This window comes from Geminicoccus harenae (assembly GCF_019800005.1).
Taxonomy (GTDB): Bacteria; Pseudomonadota; Alphaproteobacteria; order Geminicoccales; family Geminicoccaceae; genus Geminicoccus; species Geminicoccus harenae.
The window spans coordinates 112,635-138,131 of sequence record NZ_JABGCL010000003.1 but is presented as its reverse complement, the minus strand read 5'-3'; the positions used below and the strand labels follow the sequence as shown (position 1 = coordinate 138,131).

Below are 25,497 nucleotides of genomic sequence, written 5' to 3'. Positions count from 1 at the left end.
CCATCTTCCCCCTGAGCAATGCGGATCGCTGGTTAAAGCCCGGCAGCGACCGTTATTTGACACCGGTCATCGTGATCCCCTCGATGAACCTGCGCCGGGCGAACAGGAAGGTCACCACCAAAGGCGCGGTCAGGACCGTCGCGGCGGCGGTGAGCGCACCATAGTTGGAGCCGGTCTCGGCATCGGCGAAATACATCATGCCGAGCGGCGGCGGCGCCAGGTTGATGTCGCTGATGACGATGAGCGGCCAGTACAGATCGTTCCAGTGGGCCACGATCGAGAACACCGAGAAGGCGGCGATCGCCGGCCAGGCGCTGGGCGTCACGATCCGCCAGACGATCTCGAACTCGCTCATCCCGTCCAGCCGCGCGGCGTGAATGATGTCGTCCGGGAAGCTGCGGAAGAACTGGCGGAACAGGAAGATCCCGAACACCGACAGGAAGAACGGGACCATCATCGAGAAATAGGTGTTGAGCAGGCCCAGCCAGGCGAGCGCCATGTAGATCGGCAGGGCCGGGACCTGGATCGGGATGCACAGCGCCAGGAGCACCAGGACGAACAGGAGGTGGCGGCCCGGGAACTGGAGCTTGGCCAACGCGTAGGCGCAGGGGATCGCGATCAGGAGCTGGACCACCAGGATCCCGGTACAGACGATCACGCCGTTCAAAGCGAAGCGCAGCACCGGGGCGGCGGTCAGCGCGAAGCTGTAGTTCTCGAGCCCATAGAAGCGGTCGGGCCAGAAGGACAGTTCGGCGCTGAACACTTCCTCCGGCGGCTTGATCGAGGTGACCAGCATCCAGACGAACGGCAGGAGGATGAAGACCGCACCGGCCAGGAGGAAGGCGTGAACGAAGAACAGGCCGCTCATCCGGCGGATCATCACCGCGGCCGGCGAGACCTCGCCAGCCGGTGCGGTGCGGGTGGACAGGGTCGCCTGCATCAGTAGTGGGTCCGCCGGTCGAGGACGAAGGTCTGGATCACCGAGAAGATCACCACGAAGGTCAGGAAGACCAGGGTCAGCACCGAGGCGTAGGCGGTGCGGAAATAGTAGAAGCCTTCGAGGTAGATCGCATAGAGGATCACCTCGGTGGCACCCTGCGGGCCGCCCTTGGTCATCACCGCCACCGTGTCGAACACCTTGAAGGCGGTGATCGAGGTGGTGACGATCACGAACAGGGTGGTCGGGCCCAGCAGCGGCCAGGTGATGGTGAGGAACCGGTCGACGCCGTTGCCCACCCCGTCGATCGCGGAGGCCTCGTAGAGGTCGCGCGGGATCGAGGACAATCCTGCCAGGAACAGGATCATGTTGAAGCCGACCAGCTGCCAGATGCCGATCATGGCGAGCGTCGGCAGGGCCAGGTCCGGGTCGCTCAGGAACGGCACCTCGCCGAAGCCCAGCTTGCGCAGGGCGGCGTTGATCACGCCCAGGCTCGGGTGGAGCAGGAACTGCCACACCGTCGCCATCGCGATCAGGGTCGAGGTGACCGGCAGGAAGTAGATGATCTCGTAGAAGGAGCGGGTGCGCTTGCGCTGGTGGACCAGGACCGCCACTAGCAGCGAGAGGATCACCGAGCCCGGCAGCACGATCGCGACGTAATAGAGCGTGTTGACCAGCGAGCGGCGGAACACCTCGTCGGAGAAGGCCTGGGCGTAGTTGTCCAGCCCCACCCACTCGAACGTCACCACGCCCAGCTCGTAGTCGGTGAAGCTCAGGCCCGCCAGCACCAGGAGCGGGACGACATGGAGCGCCAGCAGCAGGAGGAAGGCCGGCAGGGCGAAGCCGGCCCCGGTCAGCTTCTGCCAGAGGAGCTGGCGCCGGAACGGCAGCGCCGCGGCACTCATGCGCCGGGACCTCCGGCCAGCGGTGCCACCGGGCGAACCGGCGGCGGGCTCGATGTCACGGGTGCCGGCAGGTCGACCCGCTCGCCCGCCGAATCGAAGACATGGCAGGCACTGGCCTCGAACAGCAGGTCGACCGGCTCGTCCGCCACGACCGTCTCACTGCCCATCACCCGGCAGGTCAGGCCGGCCTTCTCCGTACCCATGAGGTCGAAATGGAGGATCTGCTCAGGCCCGAGATTCTCGCGGCGGTGCAGCCGGGCCGGCAGGCGCACGGGATCCTGGAAGGCGGGGACCAGCGGCGCCGGCACCACCGCCTCCGGCCGGAGCCCGACCGTGACCTCCGCACCGGGCGGCAGGCCGGTGGCGAGACCGATCCGGCCGCCCGGGATCTCGATCGCATCATCCCTGCCGATCCGGCCCTTGATGAGGTTGATGGTCGGGCTGCCGATGAACTGTGCCACCGTCAGGTTGGCCGGACGGTCATAGAGCTGGGCGGGCGTGCCGAGCTGGATGATCCGGCCGCCATGCATCATCGCGACCCGGTCCGACATGGTCATCGCCTCGACCTGGTCATGGGTCACGTAGACGAAGGTGGCGCGCAGCCGGGCATGGAGGTCGGCCAGCTCGCTGCGCATGTGCACGCGCAGCTTGGCGTCCAGGTTGGAGAGCGGCTCGTCCATCAGGAACACGGCGGGATGGCGGACCATCGCGCGGCCCAGCGCCACGCGCTGGCGCTGGCCGCCCGAGAGCTGGGCCGGGCGGCGGTCGAGCAGCCGGTCGATCTGCAACTGCTCGGCGACCGCGCCGACCTCCTGGCCGATCCCCGCCATGATCCGGCGGCGCCGGGGCGAAAGGAGGCGGAGGAGCGGCAGCCGCTCGGCCATGGTCAGGCGGGCCATGGTGAGCGGCAGGGCCAGGTTCTGGAACACCGTCATGTGCGGGTAGAGCGCATAGCTCTGGAACACCATGGCGACCCGCCGCTCGTGCGGGCGCAGATGGTCGATCGGGGCCCCATCCACCGCGATGCTGCCGGCGGTCTGCGGCTCCAGGCCGGCGATGATCCGGATCAGGGTCGACTTGCCGCAGCCCGACGGCCCGACCAGGGTCAGGAACTCGCCATCGGCGATCGAGAGGTCGATGTCCCGCAGGACGGCGGTGTCGCCGAAGGACTTGCTGATGCCGCGAAGGTCGAGCTGCGCCATGGAAGGGCCGATCCGGTCAGACGGGTCGCAGGACGGTCAGGAGACCGAGCTGCCGGGATAGATTTCGTGCAGGACGTCGTCGATCCAGAACATCTGCAGTTCCGGCACGTCGACACGGGCGACGGACAGTTCCCTGCCCGCGAACTCGTAGACCACGGCACCCAGCCGGCTCTCGCCCGGCATCCCCGGCTGCTGGTCCGGGCGCAGCGCGAAGGCGGTGGACGGCGCCCAGACATAGCGTACCCCGTCCAGCTCGAAATCGTGCGACTTGTGCAGGTGACCGGACGCGACCAGGCCGACATCGTGCCGACCGATGAGGTCCATATAGGCCTGGCGCGGCTCCGGCTTGGCCGCCCAGTAGCCCATGTCCGGATCCTCGGGCTCATGGATGAACAAGGGCCGGTGCAGGAACCAGCCGATCCGCCGCGTGCCGGCACCGGCCATGCTGTCCTTCAGCCAGGCGAGCTGCGCCGCCTCCTCGCTCCGGCCGCTGCCGATCAGCATGGAGTTCAGGCCGAGCAGCCGCCATTCCTCCAGGTCCATGATCCAGTTGCCGGTGCCGAACCCCTCCCCCCAGGCGGCCAGCCGTGCGTCGTTGACCGGCTGGGCCAGGGAATCCGGGTCGCCCACGTCATGGTTGCCCGGCACAGACTGCCAGGGGACGTCCAGGCCCTGCAGGAGCTCGGCGCAGTAGGGGATGTCGCGGGCATCGCCGGCGCCATCCAGGGTAACGTCGCCGGTATGGATCAGCAGGTCGGCGTCCTGGCTGTCCGCCCAGGCCTGGACCTTACGCCAGTTGTCCAGGAAGTGTCGCTTGGCGAAGCCGACATGGGTGTCGGAAATCTGCAGGACCCTGGTCATCAGCGACGGTACCCCCGACAGAAGATCGCTGCGCAGCGGCAAGAAGCCGGCCACGTCCAACTCTCGGGCATGTCACCATCCTGCAGGGCTTCGTTCTGGCGGCCGCCAGTGTTGCAGGGGATCTGGCGCGCCGCAACCCGACGCGCGCCAATGGCCGGAAGAAGACGCGAAAAGGGCCGGACGTCGCCGCCCGGCCCTTCCCAATAAGCTCGAAGCTGACTTGCGGCTCAGCGCTTGCTGAACTGGAAGCTGCGGCGGGCCTTGGCCTTGCCGTACTTCTTGCGCTCGACCATGCGCGAGTCGCGGGTCAGGAAGCCGCGGACCTTCAGCGCCGGGCGGGCCGCCGGGTCATAGGCCACCAGGGCGTGGCTGATGCCGTGGCGCACCGCACCGGCCTGGCCGGACAGGCCGCCGCCGGCCACGGTCGCGACGATGTCGTAGCGGCCGACCGCCTGGATCTGCTCGAACGGCTGGTTGACGATCATCTGCAGGGTCGGCCGGGCGAAGTAGGCCGGCATCTCCTTGCCGTTGACCGTGAACTTGCCGGTGCCGGGCTTCACCCACACCCGGGCCACCGACTCCTTGCGGCGGCCGGTGGCATAGGCGCGGCCCTGGGGGTCGATCTTGGGCTGTGCGGGTGCGGCCACCGGCTCCACCGGATTGGCGGGGCGCAGGCGGGCGAGTTCGGAAAAGGAACGGGCGGTCTCGGCCATGGATCTGCTCAGGCTGCGGTGCGGGCGTTCTTGGTGTTCAGCGCGGCGAAGTCGACCTGGGTCGGCTGCTGCGCCTGATGCGGATGCTCCGCACCCTTGTAGACGTGGAGCTTGCGCATCACGTCACGGCCGAGCGGGTTGCGGGTGATCATCCGCTCCACCGCCTTCTGGATGACCCGCTCGGGGAAGCGACCGTCCAGGATCTTGTCGGCACGGGCCTCGCGGATGCCGCCCGGGTGACCGGTGTGGCGATAATAGACCTTCTGGGTCCGCTTGTTGCCGGTGAGGACCACCTTCTCGGCGTTGATGATCACCACGTGATCACCCGTGTCCATGTGCGGCGTGTACATCGCCTTGTGCTTGCCGCGCAGCCGGTTGGCCACGTAGCTCGCGAGCCGGCCCAAGACGAGGCCTTCGGCGTCGATCAACAGCCAGTCGCGCTGGATGTCGGCCGGCTTGGCGGAATAGGTGCCCATCAGATCAACTCACTTCTGCCATCAACGCTACCTGACGGCAGCCACAAGACGTTCATCGCCGGGAGCCGATGCCTCCAGCGGTGCGCGGTCGTTTAGCGGCCGCCCCCGCTCCCTGTCAAGCCGGCGCGCCATCGTCCCGTGGCCTGGGCGGGATCGCATAGGTGCCGACCGCGTGCGCCACCGGCTGGTCGCTGCCCTCGGACATCAGCCTGACCTCAGCAATCGCCAGCGTACGGCCGAGCCGGAGCAGGCGGGCTTCCGCCAGCACATCGGCATGGCGGGGCTTGGCCAGGAAGTGGAAGGTCAGGTCGGTGGTGACGCACAAGGGTTCGTGGCCGATCCTGGCCAGGATCGCACCCCACAAGGCGATGTCGGCCAGCGTCATCATGGCCGGGCCCGACACCGAGCCGCCCGGGCGCAGGGCGGTGGCCGACCAGGGCAGGCGCACCACCGCACCGTCGTGATCGAACCGGTCGACCTTCAGGCCGAGGGTCTCGGCGAGCGGCACGCTGCCGCGTGCCAGGGCTTCGAAGCCCGCGGCATCCAGGGGCTCCGGGGATGAGGAAGACGCGTTCGACACTGGGTCAGGGATTCCATGCGGCCGGTTCCGGCCCCTCTTGCCGTATCCATGCCCGCGGGACCAGCCCGGACTGGCAGGGCGGCAGGAGCGGCGAAGGCGACAGCCGACACCGCTCCTTGTTCTCGCTGCGAGGCTCGGGGAAGGCCTGCCTCAGGGCAGGATGGCGGTCACGCGGATTTCGATGCGCATCGTCGGCAGCCCCAGGGCCGCCACGCCGAGCTGCGTCCAGATGGGGGCATGATCCGGCATGTAGTGGCGGTACAGCCTGGCCATCGTCGCATTGACCTCCGGGGGGAAGCCGCCGACATGGTAGGAGTTGACGTGCACGACATGCTCCCAGCCGGCACCGGCGGCGGCCAGGGTCCGCTCCACGTTGCGGAACGCCTGGGCGATCTCCTCCTCGAGCGATTCCGGGATCTCCAGCTCGTCGTTCCAGCCGCCCTGGCCCGAGATCTCGACGCGGTCGCCGATCTTCACCGCCTGTGCGTAGTGCAGTTGTTCCAGCAGGCGTTCCCCGTATCCGGGGGTGATGAAGAATTCCGGCTTTGCCATTCGGCTGCTCCGTTCTGGTGGGACGTCGGGATCGGCAGGGGCGGTTCAGGCGATGGCGCCGCCATCCACCGTGACGACGGTCCCGGTGATCTGCCGTGCCGCGGGGCTGGCCAGGAAGGCCACGGCGGCCGCCACGTCGTCCGGCGTGCCGTAGCGACCAAGCGCGGTCAGGGCGCGCTGGCCTTCGGCCTGATCGCCATTGGCCGGGTTCATGTCGGTGTCGGTGGAACCCGGCTGAACCAGGTTCACGGTGATGTCGCGCGGCCCCAGCTCGCGGGCCAGGCCCCGCGTCAGAGAGAGGAGCGCCGACTTGGTCAGCGAGTACACCGTCACGTTCGGGAACGGGACGCGCTCGCCCAGGCCCGATCCGATGGAGATGACACGCCCCCCTTGCTTCAGGTGCGGGATGGCCGCCTGCGCGGCCAGCACGGGTCCTCGCACGTTGACGTGCAGGAGGGCGTCGATCTCGGCGAGGCTGATGTCCGTGAACGGACCATGATGGGCGATGCCGGCATTGTTGACCAGGATGTCGAGGCCACCCAGCCCTTCGACCGCCTCCTCGACCGAGCGCTTCACGGCCGCGGGATCGGCAATGTCGGCCTGAATCGCGAGCCCCTTACGCCCCTTGCCCTCGATCTCCCGGACGACCGCGGCGGCACGATCGGCCGAGCGCTCGAAGGTGATGGCCACATCCGCGCCCTTCTCGGCCAGCGCCAGCGCGATGCTGGCGCCGATGCCGCGCGAGCCGCCCGTGACGAGGGCGCGCTTGCCAGTCAGTTCACTCATGGCTCGATCTTTCTGTATCGGTTGATACATAAATAGCTAGGAGCGTTGAGGAGGCCGATCAAGGGATATAATGTAGTGACCGATGCAGAAATCGGGGCAGATCGTGTCAGCCGACGAAACGGCAGCGGCCCGCCCGCGCGGGCGGCCCCGTGCCTTCGACCGCGAGGCGGCCCTGGCGAAGGCCACCCGCCTGTTCTGGCTCAAGGGCTACGAGGCGACCTCGATCGCCGACCTGACCGAGGCCATGGGGATCGGCTCGCCCAGCCTGTACGCCGCCTTCGACTCGAAGGAGGCGCTCTATCTCGAGGCGCTGCGCTATTACGCCGACCATTACAGCGAGCTGGTCTGGGGCAGGTACGATGCCGCAGCGACGGCGCGGCAGGCGGTCGAATGCCTGCTGCTGGATTCCGCCGCGGCGCTGACCAACACGTGCGACGGCAACCCGCCGGGCTGCATGGTGACGCTCTCGTCGGTCGACGGCGAGGGTCATGCCGAACTCGACGCGCGGATGCGCCGGGCGCGGGCCGCCATGCTCGACCGCCTGGAGGCACGCCTGGACCAGGCGGTTGCCGAGGGTGAGCTTCCGGCCTCCACCGACGTCCAGGCACTGGCCCGCTTCGTCCAGACCGTCCAGAGCGGCATGTCGATCCTGGCCCGCGACGGTGCTGGCCGCGGCGAGCTGGAGGCCGTGGCCGGGATCGCGATGCTGGGCTGGGACGCCCATACCCGGGACGGGGGCGGCATCTGATCCCCTGCCATCAGGGGGTGGGAGAGCCCGGTCCGACACTATATGGAGGGTTCCAGCCAGCCCTTCACGGGCCGCATCCGCGCTTCCGGGACCAGTCCGCCATGTCCGGCACCAGCATCCAGAACGAGCCACTGATCCTGCGGGACGACCGGGACGGGGTCGCCACGCTCACCCTCAACCGGCCAAAAGCCTTCAACGCCCTGTCCCGGCCGGTCCTGGCCGAGCTGGAGGCACAGCTCGACCAGATCGCCGAGGATCGCACCGTGCGGGTCGTGGTGCTGACCGGGCATGGGGCCGCCTTCTCGGCCGGGCACGACATGAAGGAGCTGGCGGCCGACCGCAGCGAGGCAGCGCTCACCGAGCTGTTCAGCCACTGCTCCCGGGTGATGGTGAAGCTGGCCCGCCTGCCGCAGCCGGTGGTGGCGCGGGTGGACGGGATCGCGACGGCGGCCGGCTGCCAGCTCGTCGCCGCCTGCGATCTCGCGGTCTGCACCGAGGAAAGCCGCTTTGCCACGTCCGGGGTGAAGTACGGCCTGTTCTGCGCGACGCCGGCCGTGGCGCTGCGCCGGGCCGTGCCGCAGAAGGCCGCCCTGGAGATGCTGTTCACCGGCGACTTCATCGATGCCGCCGAGGCGCTGCGCCTGGGCCTGGTGAACCGGGTGGTGGCGAAGGCGAAGCTGGACGGGGCGGTGCGCAGCCTCGCGGCCCGGATCGCGGACAAGCCGTTCGACGTGATCGCACTCGGCAAGCGGGCCTTCCACGAGGGGGCAGGCCTGGGGCTGGAGGAGGCCTACCGGCACGCCACGGAAGTGATCGTCAAGAACGCGGCCGGCCCCGACTTCGGCGAGGGGGTCGCCGCATTCACTGAGAAGCGCAAGCCGGTCTGGCCGAACGGCTGATCTGCCCCCTCACCCTGCCCTTCCCAGCCGCCTGGACCTCCATGACCGCCCCCTTGCGCTACGCCGATGCCGACCTCCGCCGGATCCTGAAGGAGGTGAAGACCATCGCCATGGTCGGCGCATCGATGAACGAGATGCGGCCGTCCTACTTCGCCATGCTCTATCTGCAGGGCAAAGGCTTCCGGGTGATCCCGGTCAACCCGCGCTATGCCGGCCAGACCCTCTTGGGCGAGACGGTCTACCCGGACCTCCAGTCCCTGCCGCTCGTGCCGGACATGGTCGACATCTTCCGCCGCTCCGAGGACGCGCCGCCCATCGTGGACGAGGCGGTCCGGATCGGCGCCAAGGTGGTGTGGATGCAGCTCGGCGTGCGCCACGAGGAGGCCGCGGCCAAGGCGGAGGCCGCCGGCCTCACCGTGGTGATGGATCGCTGCCCCAAGATCGAGTACGGCCGGCTGTTCGGTGAGATCGGCTGGATGGGGGTCAACCGCGGCATGATCTCGTCCAAGAAGGGCCAGGCCATGCAGCTCTCGAAGTTCCGGGCCAGGCCCTGATCCGGCCGGATCCCGGCTGTCGAAACTGTTCAAGTCGTTGAAACAGGCCGGGTCCTCGGGTTCGTTTCGCAGAAAATCAGTTCCGTGCAGGTTGCCGGCCCCTTCATCCGGAACAGCCTGCCATCATCGCATCGGACGACCTGGCATGGAAGGCCGTCGTTCCTGCGGCCTCCGGGCGACCGGGAGCCGCGGCGCGCCAGCCCAAGCCTGCTTACTTGCGTTCGCGCCGTATAGCCGGGCGGCCGCTGATCCTGTCCCTCAGGCAGCCGAGGTGCCGGCGTGGCCCGGTCGGGCACCTGCATCGCCCGGCTGGGCATGCAGGCCGGTCATGGCTTGCGCATGACCATGCCGGAACTGCTGCCGCAGGCATGCGTTGCTCTGGTCTGAACGGGGCAGCCCGCCTTCGGCGTCCTGGATCCTCGTCGGAACGCATTCCAACGCTCGTCAGGCTGGAGCGGCGGGACCGCCGGCTCGTCCCTGGCGGCCATGGCAGGAGCACCCGGCATGAGCACGCTGTTCACGCCGATCCGGGTCGGCAATCTCGAGCTGGCCAACCGGATCGTCATCGCGCCGATGTGCCAGTATTCGGCCGTCGATGGCTGCATGACCGACTGGCACCTCATTCATCTGGGCCATCTGGCGCTTTCCGGCGCGGCGCTCCTGACCATCGAGGCGACCGCCGTCCTGCCCGAAGGGCGGATCACCTATGCCGATGTCGGGCTCTGGGACGACGGGACCGAGGCGGCGATCGCGCGCACGCTGGAGAGCGTGCGGCGCTGGTCCGAGATGCCGGTCGCCATCCAGCTGGCCCATGCCGGCCGTAAGGCCTCGACCGAAGTACCGTGGCAGGGCGGCGCGCAGATCCCGCCCGGCCAGGCGAATGGCTGGCAGACGGTGGCGCCGTCCGCGGTCCCTTATGAGGCGGGCGAGCACCCGCCGGCGGCGCTCGACCGGGACGGCCTGGCGCGGGTGCGGGATGCGTTCGTGGCGGCGGCGCGACGGGCCGCGCGGCTGGGCATCGAGGCCATCCAGATTCACGGCGCGCATGGCTACCTGCTGCACGAGTTTCTTTCGCCGCTCTCCAATCGCCGCGACGACGCGTATGGCGGCAGCCTGGAGAACCGCATGCGCTTTCCGCTGGAAGTGTTCGAAGCGGTGCGCGCCGCATTCCCCGCCGATCGCGGGGTCACGATGCGCGTGTCCGGCTCGGACTGGGTGGATGGCGGCTGGGACATCGACCAGACCATCGCGTTCGCCCAGGCGCTGGAGGCACGCGGCTGCGGCGCCATCCATGTGTCGAGCGGCGGGCTGGACCCGGCCCAGCGGATCCCGGTGGGGCCGAGCTACCAGGTGCCGCTCGCCCGGGCGGTGAAGGCAGCGATCAGGATGCCGGTGGTCGCGGTCGGGCTGATCACCGAGTTCGACCAGGCCGAGGCCATCGTCGCCACCGGCGATGCCGACCTGATCGCGCTCGCGCGCACGATCCTCTACGACCCGCGCTGGCCCTGGCACGCGGCTGCCCATCTCGGCGGGCAGGTCACGGCACCTGCCCAGTACCTGGCATCACGGCCGCGGCAGCATCGCGACCTGTTCGACATCGGGCACTGAGCGGCTGCCGGTTTCCATACCGCCGAGCGTATAGCCCCTTCTCGATGAAGATTTTGACACAATTTGGTCAGACAACTACTTCCGGAGGGCGCAGCAGGGAGACAGGAAGTGGCAGCCCGGACCGGCACGATCGGCAATGATCTTCTTCTCGGCACGACGGGTGACGACCAGCTCCTGGCCCTGGCCGGCCATGACATCGTCCATGGGTTCGCAGGCAACGACCGGATCGAGCTGGGCCCCGGCCATGATCTCGCCTACGGCGGGCGCGGCCGCGACATCATCGAGGGCGGGACCGGCAACGACGTCATCCACGGCAACGAGGATGCCGACCGGCTGACCGGTGCCGACGGTGACGACCGCCTCTATGGCGGGGCCGGCGACGACCAGTTGTTCGGGCGCATGGGCAACGACTTCCTTTCGGGCGGCGCCGGCCATGACGACATCTTCGCCGGTCTGGGGGACGACATCATCTATGGCGGCAGCGGCAACGACTTCATCGACCAGCTGGGCGGGGTGAGCTTCATCGACTGCGGTGACGGCAACGACCGATTCAGCGGGCTCTCCGAGGCATGGGGCGCACAGCCGGTCCCGGGCATCCACTACGTCGTCCATGGCGGCAATGGGGGTGACGGCATCTTCGGAGGCGGCGGGCACAACAGCTTCTATGGCGAGGCCGGCGGCGACTTCCTGCAAGGTGGCGCCGGCAATGACCGGCTCGACGGTGGGGAAGGCAACGATCAGCTCTACGGTGACGCGGGCGACAATGTCATGATCGGTGGTGCTGGCGACGATGCGCTTACCGTGAACGGGCATGGGCAGCTTCGTGAACAGGGACAGAGCGATCGCCTATGGGGTGGATCCGGCGCGGACAATTTTCGGATCGAGTTCCAGGTAATCCATGGTTTTCACGGCAGCCTGGATCAGGGCAACCACCTGAACCCGATCATCGCCGACTTCGTGAGTGGCGAGGACAAGCTGTGGATCAGCTGGAGTGACAGCCGCAGCTCCGACCCGGGCGACAACTTCTTCATGCCCGTCACCGCGAACATGCTGGACAGCAACAAGGACGGCGCCCTGGATGCCGACGACATCGGCTTCGAGCTCACCACGGCCACGCTCGGCGACCGGACGGAGCAGGCACTGGTCATCCATACCGAGCAGTTGCATCACCTCAACCCGCGCATGTTCGGCCTGGGTGACATCACCCTGATGGGGGTGACGGAGCTGCGCATGGAGGACATCGTCCGCTGAGCGGGCGCAGGTGGCAGAGGTGACTGCCACCTGCCTTGCCCGGGCCATGCCTCATCCGGTCGGAATGGTCGGCAGCGGCTGCCGGCGCTCGTAATCAGCCTGGGTCAGGGGAACGAACAGCGTCAGCAAGTTGAAGGTCCGCTTGCTGGCATGATCGCGGCCGTCGATCCAGAACCAGCCATCGCCATAGTCGACCTGCCAGCGCCGCGGCGGCATCGGTGCCGGGCTTGTTCCCGCCCCTGCGTGACAAGGCGACCTGAGCGGTAAGGAAGCTCCAGGAGCAGGCCCGGGCTTGCGGTCCCTTTGCCGACGTCATGTGCCTGCAACTCGACGTGGTGCAGATCGACCGGCGCCGGGCCGCTGCCTGGCGGCGCGCTGAAGGGAGCGTGCCACCGAATGCTGACCATCCGTCGGACCAGCAAGGCGGAAATCATGACCCCTTTGACACGATCCGCTCAGGCAACTACAAAATGATGATATAATTCAGGGATGGATAATATGGTAACCCGGACTGGCACGATCGGAAACGATATTCTCCATGGCAGCAGCGGCGGGGACCGGATTTCAGGCCTAGCCGGTCATGACATTGTTCATGCCTTTGGGGGCGACGACCAGATCGACCTCGGCCCCGGCCACGACCTCGTCTTCGGCGGGCGCGGCCTCGACCTCATCGAGGGCGGGGCCGGCAACGACGTCATCCACGGCGACGAGGATGCCGACCATCTGAGCGGCGGTGACGGTGATGACCGGCTCTATGGCGGAGCCGACGAAGATCAGCTCTTCGGGGGGATGGGCGACGACTTCATCTCGGGCGGAAGCGGCGACGACAACGTCTTCGCCGGCCTGGGCAACGACATCGTCTATGCCGGCAGCGGTGACGACCATATCGACGACGGCGGTGGCGTGAACTTCATCGACTGCGGCGACGGTGACGACCACTTCCGCGGCATGTCCGCCAGCTGGGCTGGGCAGCCGGTTCCGGGCAGCCACAACCTGGTCTTCGGGGGCAACGGGCACGACGTCATCGTCGGCGGCGGCGGGCACAACTCCTATTACGGCCAAGCCGGCGACGATTTCCTCCAGGGCGGCGAAGGCAATGATCGCCTGGATGGCGGGGATGGCAACGACCAGCTCTACGGCAGGTCCGGCGACAACGTGATGATCGGCGGAGCCGGCGACGATGTCCTCACCGTGACCGGGCTCGGCCAGCTCCGCACGGATGGCCAGACCGACCGGATGTGGGGCGGCACCGGCGCCGACAGCTTCCGGATCGAGTTCGAGGTGCCGGGGAACCCCGGCCTTGACCCGGAGCAGGGCAATCACCTGAACCCGATCATCGCCGACTTCGTGAGCGGCGAGGACCAGCTCTCGATCAGCTGGACGGATAACCGGGGCCCCGACCCGGAGAGCGACTTCTTCCTGGCGATCACGGCGGACATGCTGGACAGCAACCAGGATGGCGCCCTGGATGCCGGCGACATCGGCTTCGAAGTCGCCACGGCCACGCTCGGCGACCGGACGGCCCAGGCGCTGGTCATCCACACCGGGCAGCTGCATCACCTCGACCCGCGCATGTTCGGCCTGGGCGACATCACCCTGATGGGCGTGACGGAGCTGCGCATGGAGGACATCGGCAGCTAGCCAGGGCCGCCCGCGCCTGCCCGCGCCGCTGCGCCCTCACCCGGTCGGGATGGTCAGCAGCGGCTGCTGGCGGTCGGAATCGGTCTGGGCCAGGGAGACGAGCAGCATCAGCAAGGTGAAGGTGCGCTTGCTGGCATAGTCGCGATCGTCGATCCAGAACCAGCCATCGCCATAGTCGACCTCGACATAAGCGCCGTCCGGCCGCTCCTCGGCCGCCTCGATGCGCAGGACCGGCTGGCTCGGCACGTCGGTGACGGTGGCGGGCGTGCGGCCGGACTCGACGTCGACAGCGGGCACCTTGATGCGCCCGGCCACCTCGAGCAGCACCTCCAGGAGCGGGCGGGTGATCATCCGGATCTCGTGGCCGTTGCCGGCCCCCGATCCGTAGACCAGCGGGAACTCGTTCTCCTCCGGGTCCAGGCCCAGCAGGATCCGGATGTCCTGGACGCGGCGGTCGGTGCCGCGGCTCTCGTCGACCAGCACGAAGCGCGGCCGGCCCAGCCCGTCGCGCTCGGTGCGGATGCCCAGCACGCCCGTGGTGCGCAGCACGCGGAACCGGTCGATCACGATCTCCCAGCGCGGATGCGCCGGGATCGATTCGCCGGGCCGGGTCGAGCCGTTCGACAGGCCGTTCATCGAGGCCACCGTCAGGCCGAACACCATCTCGGGCGGGTAGCCGGTAAGGCCCAGCACCGCGATCACGCCCGGCGGCAAGGGCTGCAGGAGCCGCTCGGACAAGGCGGCGCCGGCCACCGGCTGCCAGGTGATGGTGGGCCGGTCGACATAGCGGCCATCCACCGAGAGCCGGACGTTCTCGCCGAGATCCAGGCCGCTGGTGAGCGAGGTGCCGGTGCCGATCCCGGTCTCGAACTGGTAGCCGGCCACGACCGAGCCGATGTCCAGGAAGCTGACATGGTCGCCGTAGCGCAGGCGCACCACCGCGCCCAGCACCTGGCGCTTGGCGGCATCGGCGATGGCTTCGGTGTAGTCGCGCTGGTCGCGCACGATGGTCAGGGGCCCGATCGAGGCGCAGGCGGACAGGAGGCCGGGCAGGGCGGCCAGGAGGGAGCGTCGCGCGAGCTTCATGGGTGCGGACCATGCCGGAAACCGGCGGAGCTTGAAAGTTATGGGCTTCTCATGCAGCACCGCGTCACGTGCCGGATGGGAGACAGTCGATGGCGGAAGAGACGGGCTACGGGTTCGAGACGCTGGCGGTGCATGCGGGAGCGGCCCCCGACCCGACCACGGGTGCGCGGGCGGTGCCGATCTATCAGACCACCTCCTACGTGTTCGACGATGTCGACCACGCGGCGGCGCTGTTCAACCTCCAGAAGTTCGGCAACATCTACAGCCGGCTGACCAACCCGACCGTGTCGGTGCTGGAGGAGCGCCTCGCGGCCCTGGAGGGCGGCACGGCCGCCTGCGCCACCGCGTCGGGCCATGCCGCGCAGTTCCTGACATTCCTGAACCTGCTCTCGCCGGGTGACCATGTGGTCTCGTCGAACCGCCTTTATGGCGGTTCGATCGCGCAGATGAGCGGCACCTTCCCGCAGTTCGACTGGCATGTGAGCTTCGTCGACCCGCGCGAGCCCAGCAACTTCAAGGCGGCGATCACGCCGAAGACCAAGGCGCTGTTCATCGAGAGCGTGTCGAACCCGGACGGGATCGTCGCCGACATCGAGGCGATCGCCGAGATCGCGCATGCGGCGGGCATCCCGCTGATCGTCGACAACACCCTGCCCAGCCCCTACTTCTGCAATCCGCTGAAATGGGGGGCGGACATCGTCGTCCACTCGCTGACCAAATATCTGGGCGGCCAGGGCAACTCGGTGGGCGGCGGCATCGTCGAGGGCGGCCGGTTCGACTGGGCGCAGAACGACAAGTTCCCGCTCATGACCAAGCCGACGGCGGCCTATCACGGCCTCAGCTTCTACGAGACCTTCGGCACCTTCGCGCTGACCGTGCGCAACAAGGCGATCGGGCTGCGCGACATGGGCCCGGCCATGTCGCCGTTCAATGCCTTCCTGATCCTGAACGGTATCGAGACCCTGCCCCTGCGCATGCAGCGCCATGCGGAGAATGCCGACAAGGTCGCGGCCTTCCTGGAAGGGCATCCGGCGGTGTCCTGGGTGTCCTATGCGCGGCTGGAGAAGAACCGCACCCCGCTGCTGGACAAGTACTGCCCGAACGGCGTGGGCTCGGTCTTCACCTTCGGGGTCACGGGCGGCTACGAGATGGGCGTGAAGGTGGTCGACAGCTGCGAGCTGCTGAGCCACGTGGCCAATATCGGCGACACCCGTTCGCTGATCATCCACCCGGCGTCGACCACGCACCGCCAGCTCCCCCCGGAGAAGCAGGTGGCGGCCGGTGCCGGCCCGGACGTGGTGCGGCTGTCGGTCGGCATCGAGACGGCGTCCGACATCATCGCGGACCTCGACCAGGCGCTGAAGCAGGCGATGCGCTGACAGGGCATGGCCCCTGCTGCCGTCAGCGGGGGCCGGCCAGTGCCACCAGGCTGGATCGCCTGGGCGGGGTGATCAGGCTCTGCAGGAGCCGGGCATAGACCGCGGCGTGGCGGGCACCGCGCCCGGCGGCCTCGGCGCAGGCCGCCACCACCCGGTCCAGTGCTGCGCGCATCGTCGTCTCGCGGGTGGTGATCGCCAGGACGAGCGACCGCACCCGCGCCGGCGGGAGGCCCAGGTCACCCTCCCAGAACAGGACCTGGGTGCCCAGCAGCCAGACCGTCAATGCGTCCGCCAGCGCGTCCAGGCCGAGCGCACGGATCTCGTCGATGGTGTCGCCCAGCATCGGGGCGCGGGTGGTGGCGGGGTGGCGGTGCCGATCAAAGAAGGGCCAGTCGATCGCGTCGTCTGGCCAGTCGGTGGTATCACCCAGCCAGTTGAAGTCCCAGTCCGGGACCATCTGATCCGCCAGGAGGAACAGCCAGCCCACGTCACGGGGGCTCGCATCGAATCGGCGCAGGTCGGCGGCAAGGCCGCGCATCAGGTGGCGCGGCAGCGGGCAGGCCAGGTGGTGGGCATCGGCGACCACGGCGGAGAAGCGCTTGGCCGCGGCCAGGATCGCCGGGCGCACCGCGAGTTGCTCCGGCGCCGGGTCGATCGACATGACTTCGTATCCGCTGCCCGGGTATTTCTCGGACATGAAGTTCACGGGCAGCGGCTGGTCCGGCGGCCAGTTCTCGATGACCCGCGGACCGCGGTCCATATCGTAGCGGCTCACCATGTTCGCTATCTCGAGCAGGAGGTTCGGGCGGGCGTGGATCAGGCCGGAGCCGTCCTCGGGCTCGCCTTCCATCGGCAGCGCCAGCAGGGCTTCCAGCACCGGCAGGAAGCCGGCGAACGCGTCGTCGCTCCAGGCCCAGGCGTTGATCGCCTGCGGCAGTTCCTCGCGCCAGACATTGTCGAGCCGGGCGACCGCCGCTGGCGCCCTCGGGAGGCGATCGCGTGCCGAGGGCTCCAGGAGGGCGGCGGCGATCAGGACCAGCTCGGCGACTTCCTCCCCACCTCCGCCGGGTGCGGCACAGATGCGCCGGACCACGTCCTGGACGAGCGCGCTGGCGTGATCGGGGATCTCCTTGAGATGGTGGGTCCAGCGTGGCTCGACCGAAGCCGTCGGGAAGATCACCTGCAGCCAGCCGGCGATCACGACCGCAGGGTGCTCGGCATCGGCCAGGTTCTGGAACAGGCTGTCGGCCAGGGCGGCCGGCACGAAGGGATGGCAGCGCCCGGGCTCGCCCTGGTCGGGCAGGGCGTAGGGCGCATCCGCGCCGTCGTCGTCGGCCCGCTCCTCCAGCAGCAGCCGGGCCAGCAGCGTGTCGGCATAGGCATCACCGAGCACGAGGTCATCGGTGCGCTCGGCCAGGGCCGCCTGCACCGGTGCCGCGGCCTGCCTGCCCTCGATCACGCTGCAGGCGGCCTCGACCAGCGCCTCGGCGGCACCGGTGGCCCGGAACCGCTGCAGCGCCTGCCAGCCCGCATGGGCCGGATGGTTCACGATCTGGGCGATGGCCGCCTCCGGATGCCGCGCACCGTGCGGGCGCACGCAGCATGATGGCGGTTGCGGCGCCGGTCCAGCGCGGGCCGTGCCGGCTGGCTCAGCGCCCGTCGCGGGCGAGCAGCACGCCGCCGGTCAGGATGCAGGCAGCCCCCGCCAGGGTCCAAAGGCCCGGCAGCTCGCCGAACATGACGAAGCCCAGCAGGCCGGCGAACAGCACCCAGCTATAGGTGAGCGGGCCGATCACCGAGACCGGCAGGGCCCGCCAGGCGCGCACGTTCATGAACTGGCCGATGATGCCGAGTGGCCCCAGGCTCAGGACGAACAGGGTGGTCGGCCAGTCCAGGGCGCGCCAGGTGAGTGCGGCCGGCACTGCCAGGATGAGGAGGCCCAGCACGTGGACGGTGAAGATCACCGTCCATGCCTCGTCCAGCTCGACCAGCTTCTTGATGACCACCGCCTCCAGGGCGAACAGGACGGCACTGCCGAGGGCGATCGGCACGCCGATCGAGGCCTGCCAGTCGACCTGCCAGGGCTCCGCGGCCAGCACCGCGCCGACGAGGCCTACCGCGGCCGCGAGCGTGTGGCGGCGGCTCACCTGCTCGTGGAGCAGGAGGGCGCCGAACAGGACCGCGAGCACGCCCTCCAGGAGGCCCAGCGTGCTGGCCTGCGCCAGCGGCAGGCGCACGCCCGCCTCCAGCGCGCAGATCAGCCCGCCATAGCCGGCCAGCACCCGCAGGACGCTCCAGCCGGGTGCGCGGGTGAAGAGCGGGATCCGCTTGCCCGCGGCCAGGCGCCAGACCGCCAGGACCGGCAAGGCCGCCAGCAGGCGCAGCGTCACGAGCTGGGCGAGCGGCACTTCGCCGCCGGTGAGCTTGCCGGCGGCGAAGATGATCGTGAACACCAGGACGCCGGACAGCGCCCAGCCGATCCCGGCCAGCCGGCTGGAGGGCGGCATCGGCGCTGGCCGGTCAGTTGCCGGGCGGGCTCAGCCCATCGCGGCCCGGATCAGCTCGCGCAACGGGCGGCGCACCCGGGCACCATACTGCTCGATCACCGCGGCGGCGCAGGCACTGCCCAGGCGGCCGGCGGCGGCGAGCGGGAAGTCGTGGGTGTAGCCGTAGAGGAAGCCCGCGGCGTAGAGGTCGCCCGCCCCGGTCGTGTCGAGGAGCTGGGCCGGGCGCACCACCTCGACGGGGTGCGCCTCGTCGCCGGCCACAATCACCGAGCCCGCGGGCCCGCGGGTCAGTATGGCCAGATCCACCTCGCGGCGGACCGCCGCCATCGCCTCGTCGAAGCTGTCGGTCTCGTACAGGCTGGTGATCTCGCTCTCGTTGGCGAACAGGATGTCGACCCGGTCGCGCACCAGGTCGCGGAACTCGGCGCGCCAGCGGTCGACGCAGAAGCTGTCGGACAGGGTCAGCGCCAGCTTGCGGCCGTTCGCCTGCGCGATCCCCGCCGCCTTCAGGCAGGCGGCCTTGGCGCCATCACGGTCCCAGAGATAGCCTTCCAGATAGGTGACCTTGGCGCGGGCCACGAGATCCTCGTCGACATCGCTCTCGTCCAGCATCACGCAGGCGCCCAGATAGGTCTGCATGGTGCGCTGGGCGTCGGGCGTGACGAAGACCAGGCAGCGCGCGGTGGCCGGGCCGTCGGTGGCCGGATGGTTGGGGAAGATCACCCCGGTGGCGCGGATGTCGTGGGCGAAGATGCTGCCGAGCTGGTCCTGCTTGACCCGGCCGACATAGCCGACATCGGCGCCGAGGGCGGCCAGTGCCGCCATGCTGTTGGCGCAGGAGCCGCCGGACTGCTCCACCCCCTGCCCCATATGGGCATAAAGGAACTCGGAGCGCTCGGCATCGACCAGGGTCATCGCCCCCTTCACGAGGCCCAGGCTCGCGAGCTGCGCCTCGTCCGCATCGGCCACGACGTCGACGATGGCATTGCCTAGGCCCACGACGTCGAGCTGGTCGGGCAAGGAAGCGGCTGCCGGCATGTTCGGGAAACTCCAATGGTGCTGCGGCCGGACCATAGCGATGTCACCGGAGCGGGCAACGGCGGGCATGAGCACGCGATTTTGTGTCGCTTATGCAACGTGTGGTTGATCGGCTGGCGCCGGCACCGGCGGGCATCTTTGCCGGGCCTACCGGAAACGGCATCCTTGTCGCGTTCGTCCGGGTGCGGGACGTGCCGGGTTCTACCCGCCGGGCACGAGTGCTAGAGCCGGACTCGTATCCGCGGCCTCGCGGCCGTGGGACGCTTCTGTGGAGGTCGGAGCCCTTCCGACGAACCCCAAGCCGACGGTGACCGCATGTTCCGCAGGAAAGACAACGAGCCGCCTCGTCCCGAGAAGCTGGAGCCCGCGCCCGCCGCCCGCCCCTCGCTGGAACAGCGCCCGCCCATGATGCCGGCCGTGCCCAAGCGCGAGGAGGCGCCGGCACCGACCGCGGCCAGCGTGATGGCACCCAGGCCCGGTGCCGCGATGGTCGACGACGTGGCCGGCAAGCGGCTGATCGTCGGCCAGGGGATCCGGCTGGCCGGCGAGATCACCGCCTGCGACCGGCTGGTCGTGGAGGGGTTCTGCGAGGTCACGCTGAACGAGACCAGGGCGCTGGAGATCGCCGCATCCGGTCGGTTCATCGGCGGCTGCGAGGTCGAGGAGGCCGAGATCAGCGGCGTGTACGAGGGCGAGCTCACCGTGCGCAAGCGGCTCTTGATCCGCGCCTCGGGCAAGGTGAAGGGCAATGTCCGCTATGGCGAGATCGAGATCGAGCGCGGCGGGCTCCTGTCCGGCTCGGTCAGCATGATCGAAGGGCGGCCGGAGCAGGCCCAGGCCCCGTCCCAGGGCCAGGGACAGACCCAGGCGCAGCCGGTCCAGGAGGCAGTCGCCAGCTGATGCAGCGGCAGTCCAGCTTTTCCCGCCTGGCGGTGGCGGGCCTGCTCGTCCTGGTGACGGGCTGCAGCGTGCCCCCGCCGCCGGCGGCCATGGCGCCGGCCGAGCCGGCGTCCGTCATCGCGGCGGATGCCCTGCCGCGCCGGCTCGACCTGGTGGGCATGAATGCCCGCCAGCTCGACGCCATGTTCGGCAAGCCGGAGATGGTGATGAACGCCGGCCCAGCGCAGTGGTGGCGCTTCCACCTGGATGGCTGCGCGGTCGAGGTGTTCCTGATCACGACCGAGGAGGGCATGGTGGTGCGCCATGCCGCGGTCGAGCGGCAGCTCGACACCGGGCCGGCCCCGATTCTGGCCCCGGCCTGCACCGACCTAGATCCCCAGCGCGCCCGCCACGCCCCGGAGGCGCAGCTGGCGAGCAATCTCTGAACGGTTCGGCCCGTACGAAGCCCTGAAGGTCAGGGCGTCTGCTGGGCGCTCACCGTGCGGCGCACGCCCTGCGGGCGGGTGCGCTCGTTGACCTTGGCCTGCGCCTCGGTGACGGCACTGCCGGGCTTGCGCTCGATCATCCTTCCGGCACCGCGCTGCACGTCGAGCTGGCCGTTGCGCCAGACCACCTTGCCATTGGCGATCGTGATCGCCGGCAGGCCCTCCACCCGGATCCCCTCGAACACGTTGGTGTCCATCTTGGAGTGATGGGTCTTGACCGAGATGGTGCCGCTGGCCCTGGGGTCCCAGACCACCAGGTCGGCGTCCGAGCCGGCCTGGATCACGCCCTTGCGCGGGTAGAGGCCGAAGATCTGCGCGCAGTTGGCCGAGCCCGCGGCCACGAACTCGTTGGGGGTCAGCCGCCCGGTGTTCACCCCGAAATGCCACAGGCATTTGAGGCGCTCCTCCAGCCCGCCCGTGCCGTTCGGGATCAGGGTGAAGTTGTCCAGGCCCATCTTCTTCTGCTGGAGGGTGAAGGCGGCGTGGTCGGTGGCGACCACATGGAGCGAGCCGGCGACCAGCCCGTCCCAGAGCGACTTCTGGTGCTCCTTGGAGCGGAAGGGCGGGCTCATCACTCGGGATGCGGCGAACTCCCAGTCGGTCGACCAGTAGACGCTCTCGTCCAGGACCAGGTGCTGGATCAGCGGCTCGCCATAGATGCGCAGGCCGGACGCGCGGGCGCGGGCGATCGCCTCATGCGCCTCGCGGCAGGACGTGTGGACGATATAGAGCGGCGAGCCCACGGTCTGGGCGATCATGATGGCGCGGTTGGCGGCTTCGGCCTCGACATGGGGCGGGCGGGACAGCGCATGGCCTTCCGGGCCGGTGATGCCGCGGTCCAGGAGCTGCTGCTGGAGGAGGAAGACGGCGTCGCCGTTCTCGGCATGGACCATCGGCAGAGCACCCAGGTCGCGGCAGCGCGAGAAGCTGTGGAACAGGATCTCGTCGTCGACCATCAGGGCGCCCTTGTACGCCATGAAGTGCTTGAAGCTGGTCACGCCGCGGTCGACCACCTCGGCCATCTGCTGGGCGGTGCGCTCGGTCCATTCGGTGATGGCGACATGGAAGGAATAGTCGGCACAGGCCTTCTTCGCCCAAGACTGCCAGTCGTCCAGCCCGTCGGTCAGGCTGCGCCCGGGCCCGGGGATGCAGAAGTCGATCAGCATGGTGGTGCCGCCGGCCAGCGCCGAGGCCGTGCCGGAGAAGAAGTCCTCGACCGCCACCGTGCCCATGAAGGGCATCTCCAGATGGGTGTGCGGGTCGATGCCGCCCGGCATCACATAGGCGCCGCCGGCGTCGATCACCTCGGCCCCCGTGGGTGCGTCGAGCTTCTCGCCCACGGCCTGGATCAGGCCGCCATCCACCAGCACGTCGGCGCGGAAGCTGCGGTCGGCGTTGACCACGGTGCCGCCACGGATCAACAGCGCCATCGGACCTTCTCCCCCAGGATGTCGTGGTGCCGGGATGATCGGACGCCGCGCCCGTTCTGTCCACGCCCGCTCAGCGGTGGGCGGCGCCTGCCCGGCGGAGCATGCGCTGGAAGCTCATCGAGATATGGACGCGGCGCAGATGGCCCACCGACACGATGTCGCCCAGCCGCACCGCCGCCAGGATCTCGACCATCTCCTGGCGGAACGCGGAGAACTCCTCCTGCAGGTTCATGGTCGGCAGGAGCTTCAGGACGATGCGGGACGTCTGGTAGTAGAGGCGCTCGCTGATCTCGCGCAGCGGCTGGTTGCCGATCATGGCGATGATCTCGGCGAAGAAGGCCATGTTGAGGCGGGCGAACGCCATGTGGTCGAGCCCGCCCGCGGACTGCTCGTCGCAGCGCTCGATCAGGGCCTCGATCCGTTCCACTGCCGCCGCGTCCGGCTGGACCGGCGACAGGCGACCCATCAGTGCCGCGAGTTCCAGGCGCAGGTGATAGACCTGGGCCAGCTCGTCCAGCTCGACATCGGTGACCAGCGTGCCGACGCCATGAACGATGCTGACCAGGCCCTCGTTCTCCAGCCGGGTCAGGACCCGGCGGACCGGGGTGCGGCTGACGTTGAACTCCTCCGCCAGCTCCTCCTCCGACAGGCGCATCCCCGGCGGATAGGCCAGCATGCAGATCCGGTCGCGCAGGATGCCGTAGATCCGGTCCGAGCGCTCGCGGGCCGTGGCGGGAGGATCGGCCCCGGTCGCAGAGGGGGTCATATCGCTTCCAGGCAGGCGCTCAGGAACTGCCGGGTCCGCTCGTTCTGGGCCTGGCCGAAGATCTGCTCGGGCGGGCCCTGCTCGGCGATCTTGCCGCCATAGAAGAAGCAGACCCGGTCGGCGAACTCGCGGGCGAAGCCCATCTGGTGGGTGACCATCAGCATGGTGAGATCGAGTTCCGAGCCCAAGCGCCGGATGACGTTCAGGACCTCGCCGACCAGCTCCGGGTCGAGTGCCGAGGTCACTTCATCGAACAGCATGACCTTGGGCCGCATGGCAAGCGCACGCGCGATCGCGACCCGCTGCTGCTGACCGCCGGAGAGCTGGGCAGGGTAATGGTCGAGCTTGTCGGCCAGCCCCACCATCTCCAGCAGCTCGACGGCGCGCGCCCGCGCCTCCTCCTTGGAGAGCTTGAGCACGGTGACCGGTGCTTCCATGCAGTTCTTGAGCGCGCTCATGTGCGGGAACAGGTTGAAGTGCTGGAAGACCATGCCGATCTTGCCGCGCATCCGGCGCAGATGGGCGGCGTCGGCCAGCACCAGCCGTCCGTCCTTGTGCATGTGGGTGAGCGGCTCGCCGTCGACCCAGATCACCCCGTCATTGATCTTTTCCAGCGTCATCAGCATGCGCAGCACGGTGGTCTTGCCGGAGCCCGACGGGCCGATGACCGCGACCTTCTCGCCGGGCATGATCTCCAGGTCCAGGCTGTCCAGCACGGTGAGCGCGCCGTAGCGCTTGGTCACACCGTCGAACTTCACCATCGGCTGGACGGTCATCAGCGTGCTCCGATGCGGTTGAGGCGGCGCTCCACCATGCGGATCAGGGCAGAGGCCACGAGGCTGAACAGGAGGAAGAACAGGCCGACCAGCGTGATCGGCTCGATATAGCGGAAGGTGGTCGAGCCCAGGATCTTGGCCTGCTGCATCAGCTCCAGCACCGCGATCGCCGAAAGCAGCGGCGTTTCCTTGAACAGGGCCACGAAATAATTGCCGAGCGCCGGCACCACCGGCGGGATCGCCTGCGGGATGATGATGTCACGGAAGGTGTGGAAGGGGCTGAGATTCAGCGCCGTGGATGCCTCCCACTGGCCGCGCGGCACGTTGTCCAGCCCGGCCCGGTACACCTCGGCACAGTAGGTGCCGTAATGCAGGCCGAGCGCGATGACACCGGCGGTGAACGCGTCGAGCGACACGCCGAACTCGGGGAAGACGAAGTAGAGGAAGAAGATCTGGATCAGGAGCGGCGTGGAGCGGATGAATTCGACCAAGGTGGCGACCGGCAACGCGATCCAGGGGGACTTCGCCATCCGCAGGAGCGCGAAGACGAGGCCCAGGACCAGGGCCAGCACGAAGCCCAAAAGGGTCGCCTGGATGGTCACCAGCGAGGCCTGCGCCAGGATCGGCAGGATCTCGAAGGCATAGCTCCAGTCCCAGAGCATGGTTCTTGGCCCTCCCCTAGTGGCCGCGGCCGCGGACCATGGCGCCGACCGCCTTCTGCTCCAGCGCCCTCATGCCGACGGTGATGATCGAGGCGATGGCCAGGTAGATCACCAGCACGATGGTGAAGATTTCCAGCGTGCGGAACGTGGTCTGGTTCATCTGCTGGGCGCGGAAGGCCAGGTCCGAGATGGTGATCAGCGAGACCAGTGCGGTCGACTTCAAGAGCTCGATGAAGAGATTGCCCCAGGGCGGGATCATCGCGACGAAGGCCTGGGGCAGGATGATCCGGCGCAGCGCCTGGGTCCGGCTCATGTTCAGCGCCGTGGTGGCTTCCCACTGGCCCCGCGGCACGGCGGCCACGGCACCGCGCACCACCTCCGCGCCATAGGCGCCGATGTTCAGGCCGAGCGCTGCGATCGCCACGGTCATCGGCGCCAGGGTGACGCCGAACAGCGGCAGCACGAAGAACAGCCAGAACAGCTGGACCAGGGCGGAAGTCCCGCGGAACAGCTCGATATAGACGACCGCCAGCCAGCGCAGCGGCCAGGGTGCGTACATCTTGGCGAGACCCGCCACCGTGGCGCAGATCACCGCGACCACCGCCCCTGCCAGGGTGATCTGGATCGTCACCAGGGCTCCTTCGAGGAGGCCCGGGATGAACTCCCGGAACCCCGCGAAGGACGCCACGGCCAGGCCGGCCGAGAAGCTCACGACCGCCACCACCACGAGCTTGCGCATCACCATGTCCGGCCCT

28 protein-coding genes are annotated in these 25,497 nt (G+C 68.8%); 9 read left to right on the top strand and 19 right to left on the bottom strand.

Annotated features, from left to right (window positions below):
• Positions 1-52: 52 nt before the first annotated feature.
• The 9 genes from HLA95_RS03345 to HLA95_RS03305 form a co-directional block, all read right to left on the bottom strand.
• Positions 53-868: a carbohydrate ABC transporter permease gene (locus HLA95_RS03345; protein ID WP_191060542.1), complete on the bottom strand. Its 816-nt coding sequence runs from the start codon at positions 866-868 to the stop codon at positions 53-55.
• A gap of 71 nt (positions 869-939) precedes the next feature.
• A complete protein-coding gene (locus tag HLA95_RS03340; RefSeq protein ID WP_191060539.1) occupies positions 940-1,842 on the bottom strand; it encodes a carbohydrate ABC transporter permease in 903 nt (300 codons plus the stop codon).
• Positions 1,839-3,044, bottom strand: a complete 1,206-nt coding sequence (locus HLA95_RS03335; RefSeq protein WP_222182400.1) for an ABC transporter ATP-binding protein — start codon at positions 3,042-3,044, stop codon at positions 1,839-1,841. Before HLA95_RS03335 ends, HLA95_RS03340 begins: the two co-directional genes overlap by 4 nt.
• Before the next feature lie 36 nt (positions 3,045-3,080).
• The gene (locus HLA95_RS03330) at positions 3,081-3,959 is read right to left on the bottom strand and encodes a metallophosphoesterase family protein (protein WP_191059783.1); all 879 of its coding nucleotides are present in this window, start codon (positions 3,957-3,959) and stop codon (positions 3,081-3,083) included.
• Between the two features lie 173 nt (positions 3,960-4,132).
• The gene (gene rpsI / locus HLA95_RS03325; protein ID WP_191059784.1) at positions 4,133-4,618 is read right to left on the bottom strand and encodes a 30S ribosomal protein S9; all 486 of its coding nucleotides are present in this window, start codon (positions 4,616-4,618) and stop codon (positions 4,133-4,135) included.
• 8 nt (positions 4,619-4,626) lie between these two features.
• Positions 4,627-5,094: a 50S ribosomal protein L13 gene (rplM, locus tag HLA95_RS03320; protein WP_222182398.1), complete on the bottom strand. Its 468-nt coding sequence runs from the start codon at positions 5,092-5,094 to the stop codon at positions 4,627-4,629.
• A gap of 115 nt (positions 5,095-5,209) precedes the next feature.
• Complete coding sequence (locus HLA95_RS03315; protein WP_191059785.1) at positions 5,210-5,674, bottom strand: PaaI family thioesterase; 465 nt, start codon at positions 5,672-5,674, stop codon at positions 5,210-5,212.
• Between the two features lie 150 nt (positions 5,675-5,824).
• Positions 5,825-6,226, bottom strand: a complete 402-nt coding sequence (locus HLA95_RS03310; protein WP_191059786.1) for a RidA family protein — start codon at positions 6,224-6,226, stop codon at positions 5,825-5,827.
• 45 nt (positions 6,227-6,271) lie between these two features.
• On the bottom strand, positions 6,272-7,012 hold the full coding sequence (locus tag HLA95_RS03305; protein WP_191059791.1) for an SDR family NAD(P)-dependent oxidoreductase: 741 nt from the start codon (positions 7,010-7,012) through the stop codon (positions 6,272-6,274).
• A gap of 82 nt (positions 7,013-7,094) precedes the next feature.
• Between HLA95_RS03305 and HLA95_RS03300 the strand changes: the two genes are divergently transcribed.
• From HLA95_RS03300 to HLA95_RS03280, 5 genes are all read left to right on the top strand, one after another.
• Positions 7,095-7,760: a TetR/AcrR family transcriptional regulator gene (locus HLA95_RS03300; RefSeq protein ID WP_191059787.1), complete on the top strand. Its 666-nt coding sequence runs from the start codon at positions 7,095-7,097 to the stop codon at positions 7,758-7,760.
• A 101-nt stretch (positions 7,761-7,861) separates the two neighbouring features.
• Complete coding sequence (locus HLA95_RS03295; RefSeq protein ID WP_191059788.1) at positions 7,862-8,659, top strand: enoyl-CoA hydratase; 798 nt, start codon at positions 7,862-7,864, stop codon at positions 8,657-8,659.
• A gap of 41 nt (positions 8,660-8,700) precedes the next feature.
• Entirely contained in the window at positions 8,701-9,213 is a 513-nt protein-coding gene (locus HLA95_RS03290; protein WP_191059789.1) for a CoA-binding protein, read from the top strand.
• Positions 9,214-9,717: 504 nt separating this feature from the next.
• A complete protein-coding gene (locus HLA95_RS03285) occupies positions 9,718-10,821 on the top strand; it encodes an NADH:flavin oxidoreductase/NADH oxidase (RefSeq protein ID WP_222182395.1) in 1,104 nt (367 codons plus the stop codon).
• Positions 10,822-10,929: 108 nt separating this feature from the next.
• Complete coding sequence (locus tag HLA95_RS03280) at positions 10,930-12,072, top strand: calcium-binding protein (protein ID WP_191059920.1); 1,143 nt, start codon at positions 10,930-10,932, stop codon at positions 12,070-12,072.
• 51 nt (positions 12,073-12,123) lie between these two features.
• Here the strand turns inward: HLA95_RS03280 and HLA95_RS03275 are convergent, their stop codons facing one another.
• A complete protein-coding gene (locus tag HLA95_RS03275; protein ID WP_191059919.1) occupies positions 12,124-12,288 on the bottom strand; it encodes a hypothetical protein in 165 nt (54 codons plus the stop codon).
• A 282-nt stretch (positions 12,289-12,570) separates the two neighbouring features.
• Here HLA95_RS03275 and HLA95_RS03270 point away from each other — a divergent pair, with 282 nt between their 5' ends.
• A complete protein-coding gene (locus tag HLA95_RS03270; protein ID WP_191059918.1) occupies positions 12,571-13,713 on the top strand; it encodes a calcium-binding protein in 1,143 nt (380 codons plus the stop codon).
• A 36-nt stretch (positions 13,714-13,749) separates the two neighbouring features.
• On the opposite strand, the gene HLA95_RS03265 is transcribed toward HLA95_RS03270, so the two are convergent.
• On the bottom strand, positions 13,750-14,799 hold the full coding sequence (locus tag HLA95_RS03265; RefSeq protein WP_191059917.1) for a hypothetical protein: 1,050 nt from the start codon (positions 14,797-14,799) through the stop codon (positions 13,750-13,752).
• A gap of 89 nt (positions 14,800-14,888) precedes the next feature.
• Here HLA95_RS03265 and HLA95_RS03260 point away from each other — a divergent pair, with 89 nt between their 5' ends.
• Positions 14,889-16,178 carry an O-acetylhomoserine aminocarboxypropyltransferase gene (locus HLA95_RS03260; RefSeq protein WP_191059916.1) on the top strand — a complete coding sequence of 430 codons (1,290 nt, stop codon included), beginning with the start codon at positions 14,889-14,891 and terminating at the stop codon, positions 16,176-16,178.
• A gap of 22 nt (positions 16,179-16,200) precedes the next feature.
• Here the strand turns inward: HLA95_RS03260 and HLA95_RS03255 are convergent, their stop codons facing one another.
• The 3 genes from HLA95_RS03255 to HLA95_RS03245 are packed head-to-tail and all read right to left on the bottom strand — an operon-like array spanning position 16,201 to position 19,723.
• A complete protein-coding gene (locus HLA95_RS03255) occupies positions 16,201-17,775 on the bottom strand; it encodes a hypothetical protein (protein WP_222182393.1) in 1,575 nt (524 codons plus the stop codon).
• 52 nt (positions 17,776-17,827) lie between these two features.
• Positions 17,828-18,685: a DMT family transporter gene (locus HLA95_RS03250; protein WP_222182391.1), complete on the bottom strand. Its 858-nt coding sequence runs from the start codon at positions 18,683-18,685 to the stop codon at positions 17,828-17,830.
• Between the two features lie 30 nt (positions 18,686-18,715).
• A complete protein-coding gene (locus tag HLA95_RS03245; RefSeq protein ID WP_191062316.1) occupies positions 18,716-19,723 on the bottom strand; it encodes an adenosine kinase in 1,008 nt (335 codons plus the stop codon).
• 315 nt (positions 19,724-20,038) lie between these two features.
• Between HLA95_RS03245 and HLA95_RS03240 the strand changes: the two genes are divergently transcribed.
• Complete coding sequence (locus HLA95_RS03240; RefSeq protein WP_222182389.1) at positions 20,039-20,623, top strand: bactofilin family protein; 585 nt, start codon at positions 20,039-20,041, stop codon at positions 20,621-20,623.
• Positions 20,623-21,048: a hypothetical protein gene (locus tag HLA95_RS03235; RefSeq protein ID WP_222182387.1), complete on the top strand. Its 426-nt coding sequence runs from the start codon at positions 20,623-20,625 to the stop codon at positions 21,046-21,048. Before HLA95_RS03240 ends, HLA95_RS03235 begins: the two co-directional genes overlap by 1 nt.
• A gap of 29 nt (positions 21,049-21,077) precedes the next feature.
• Here HLA95_RS03235 and hydA read toward each other — a convergent pair whose 3' ends face one another.
• The 5 genes from hydA to ehuC all read right to left on the bottom strand — a co-directional run bounded on the left by hydA (position 21,078) and on the right by ehuC (position 25,487).
• Entirely contained in the window at positions 21,078-22,538 is a 1,461-nt protein-coding gene (gene hydA, locus HLA95_RS03230; RefSeq protein ID WP_191060296.1) for a dihydropyrimidinase, read from the bottom strand.
• Positions 22,539-22,608: 70 nt separating this feature from the next.
• Positions 22,609-23,304 (bottom strand): GntR family transcriptional regulator, encoded by a 696-nt coding sequence (locus HLA95_RS03225; protein ID WP_191060297.1) that lies wholly within the window; start codon positions 23,302-23,304, stop codon positions 22,609-22,611.
• Positions 23,301-24,080 carry an ectoine/hydroxyectoine ABC transporter ATP-binding protein EhuA gene (gene ehuA, locus HLA95_RS03220; protein WP_306422233.1) on the bottom strand — a complete coding sequence of 260 codons (780 nt, stop codon included), beginning with the start codon at positions 24,078-24,080 and terminating at the stop codon, positions 23,301-23,303. Before ehuA ends, HLA95_RS03225 begins: the two co-directional genes overlap by 4 nt.
• Positions 24,080-24,742 carry an ectoine/hydroxyectoine ABC transporter permease subunit EhuD gene (gene ehuD / locus HLA95_RS03215; RefSeq protein WP_191060298.1) on the bottom strand — a complete coding sequence of 221 codons (663 nt, stop codon included), beginning with the start codon at positions 24,740-24,742 and terminating at the stop codon, positions 24,080-24,082. Before ehuD ends, ehuA begins: the two co-directional genes overlap by 1 nt.
• Positions 24,743-24,758: 16 nt before the next feature.
• Positions 24,759-25,487: an ectoine/hydroxyectoine ABC transporter permease subunit EhuC gene (gene ehuC / locus HLA95_RS03210; RefSeq protein ID WP_191060299.1), complete on the bottom strand. Its 729-nt coding sequence runs from the start codon at positions 25,485-25,487 to the stop codon at positions 24,759-24,761.
• Positions 25,488-25,497 lie beyond the last annotated feature (10 nt).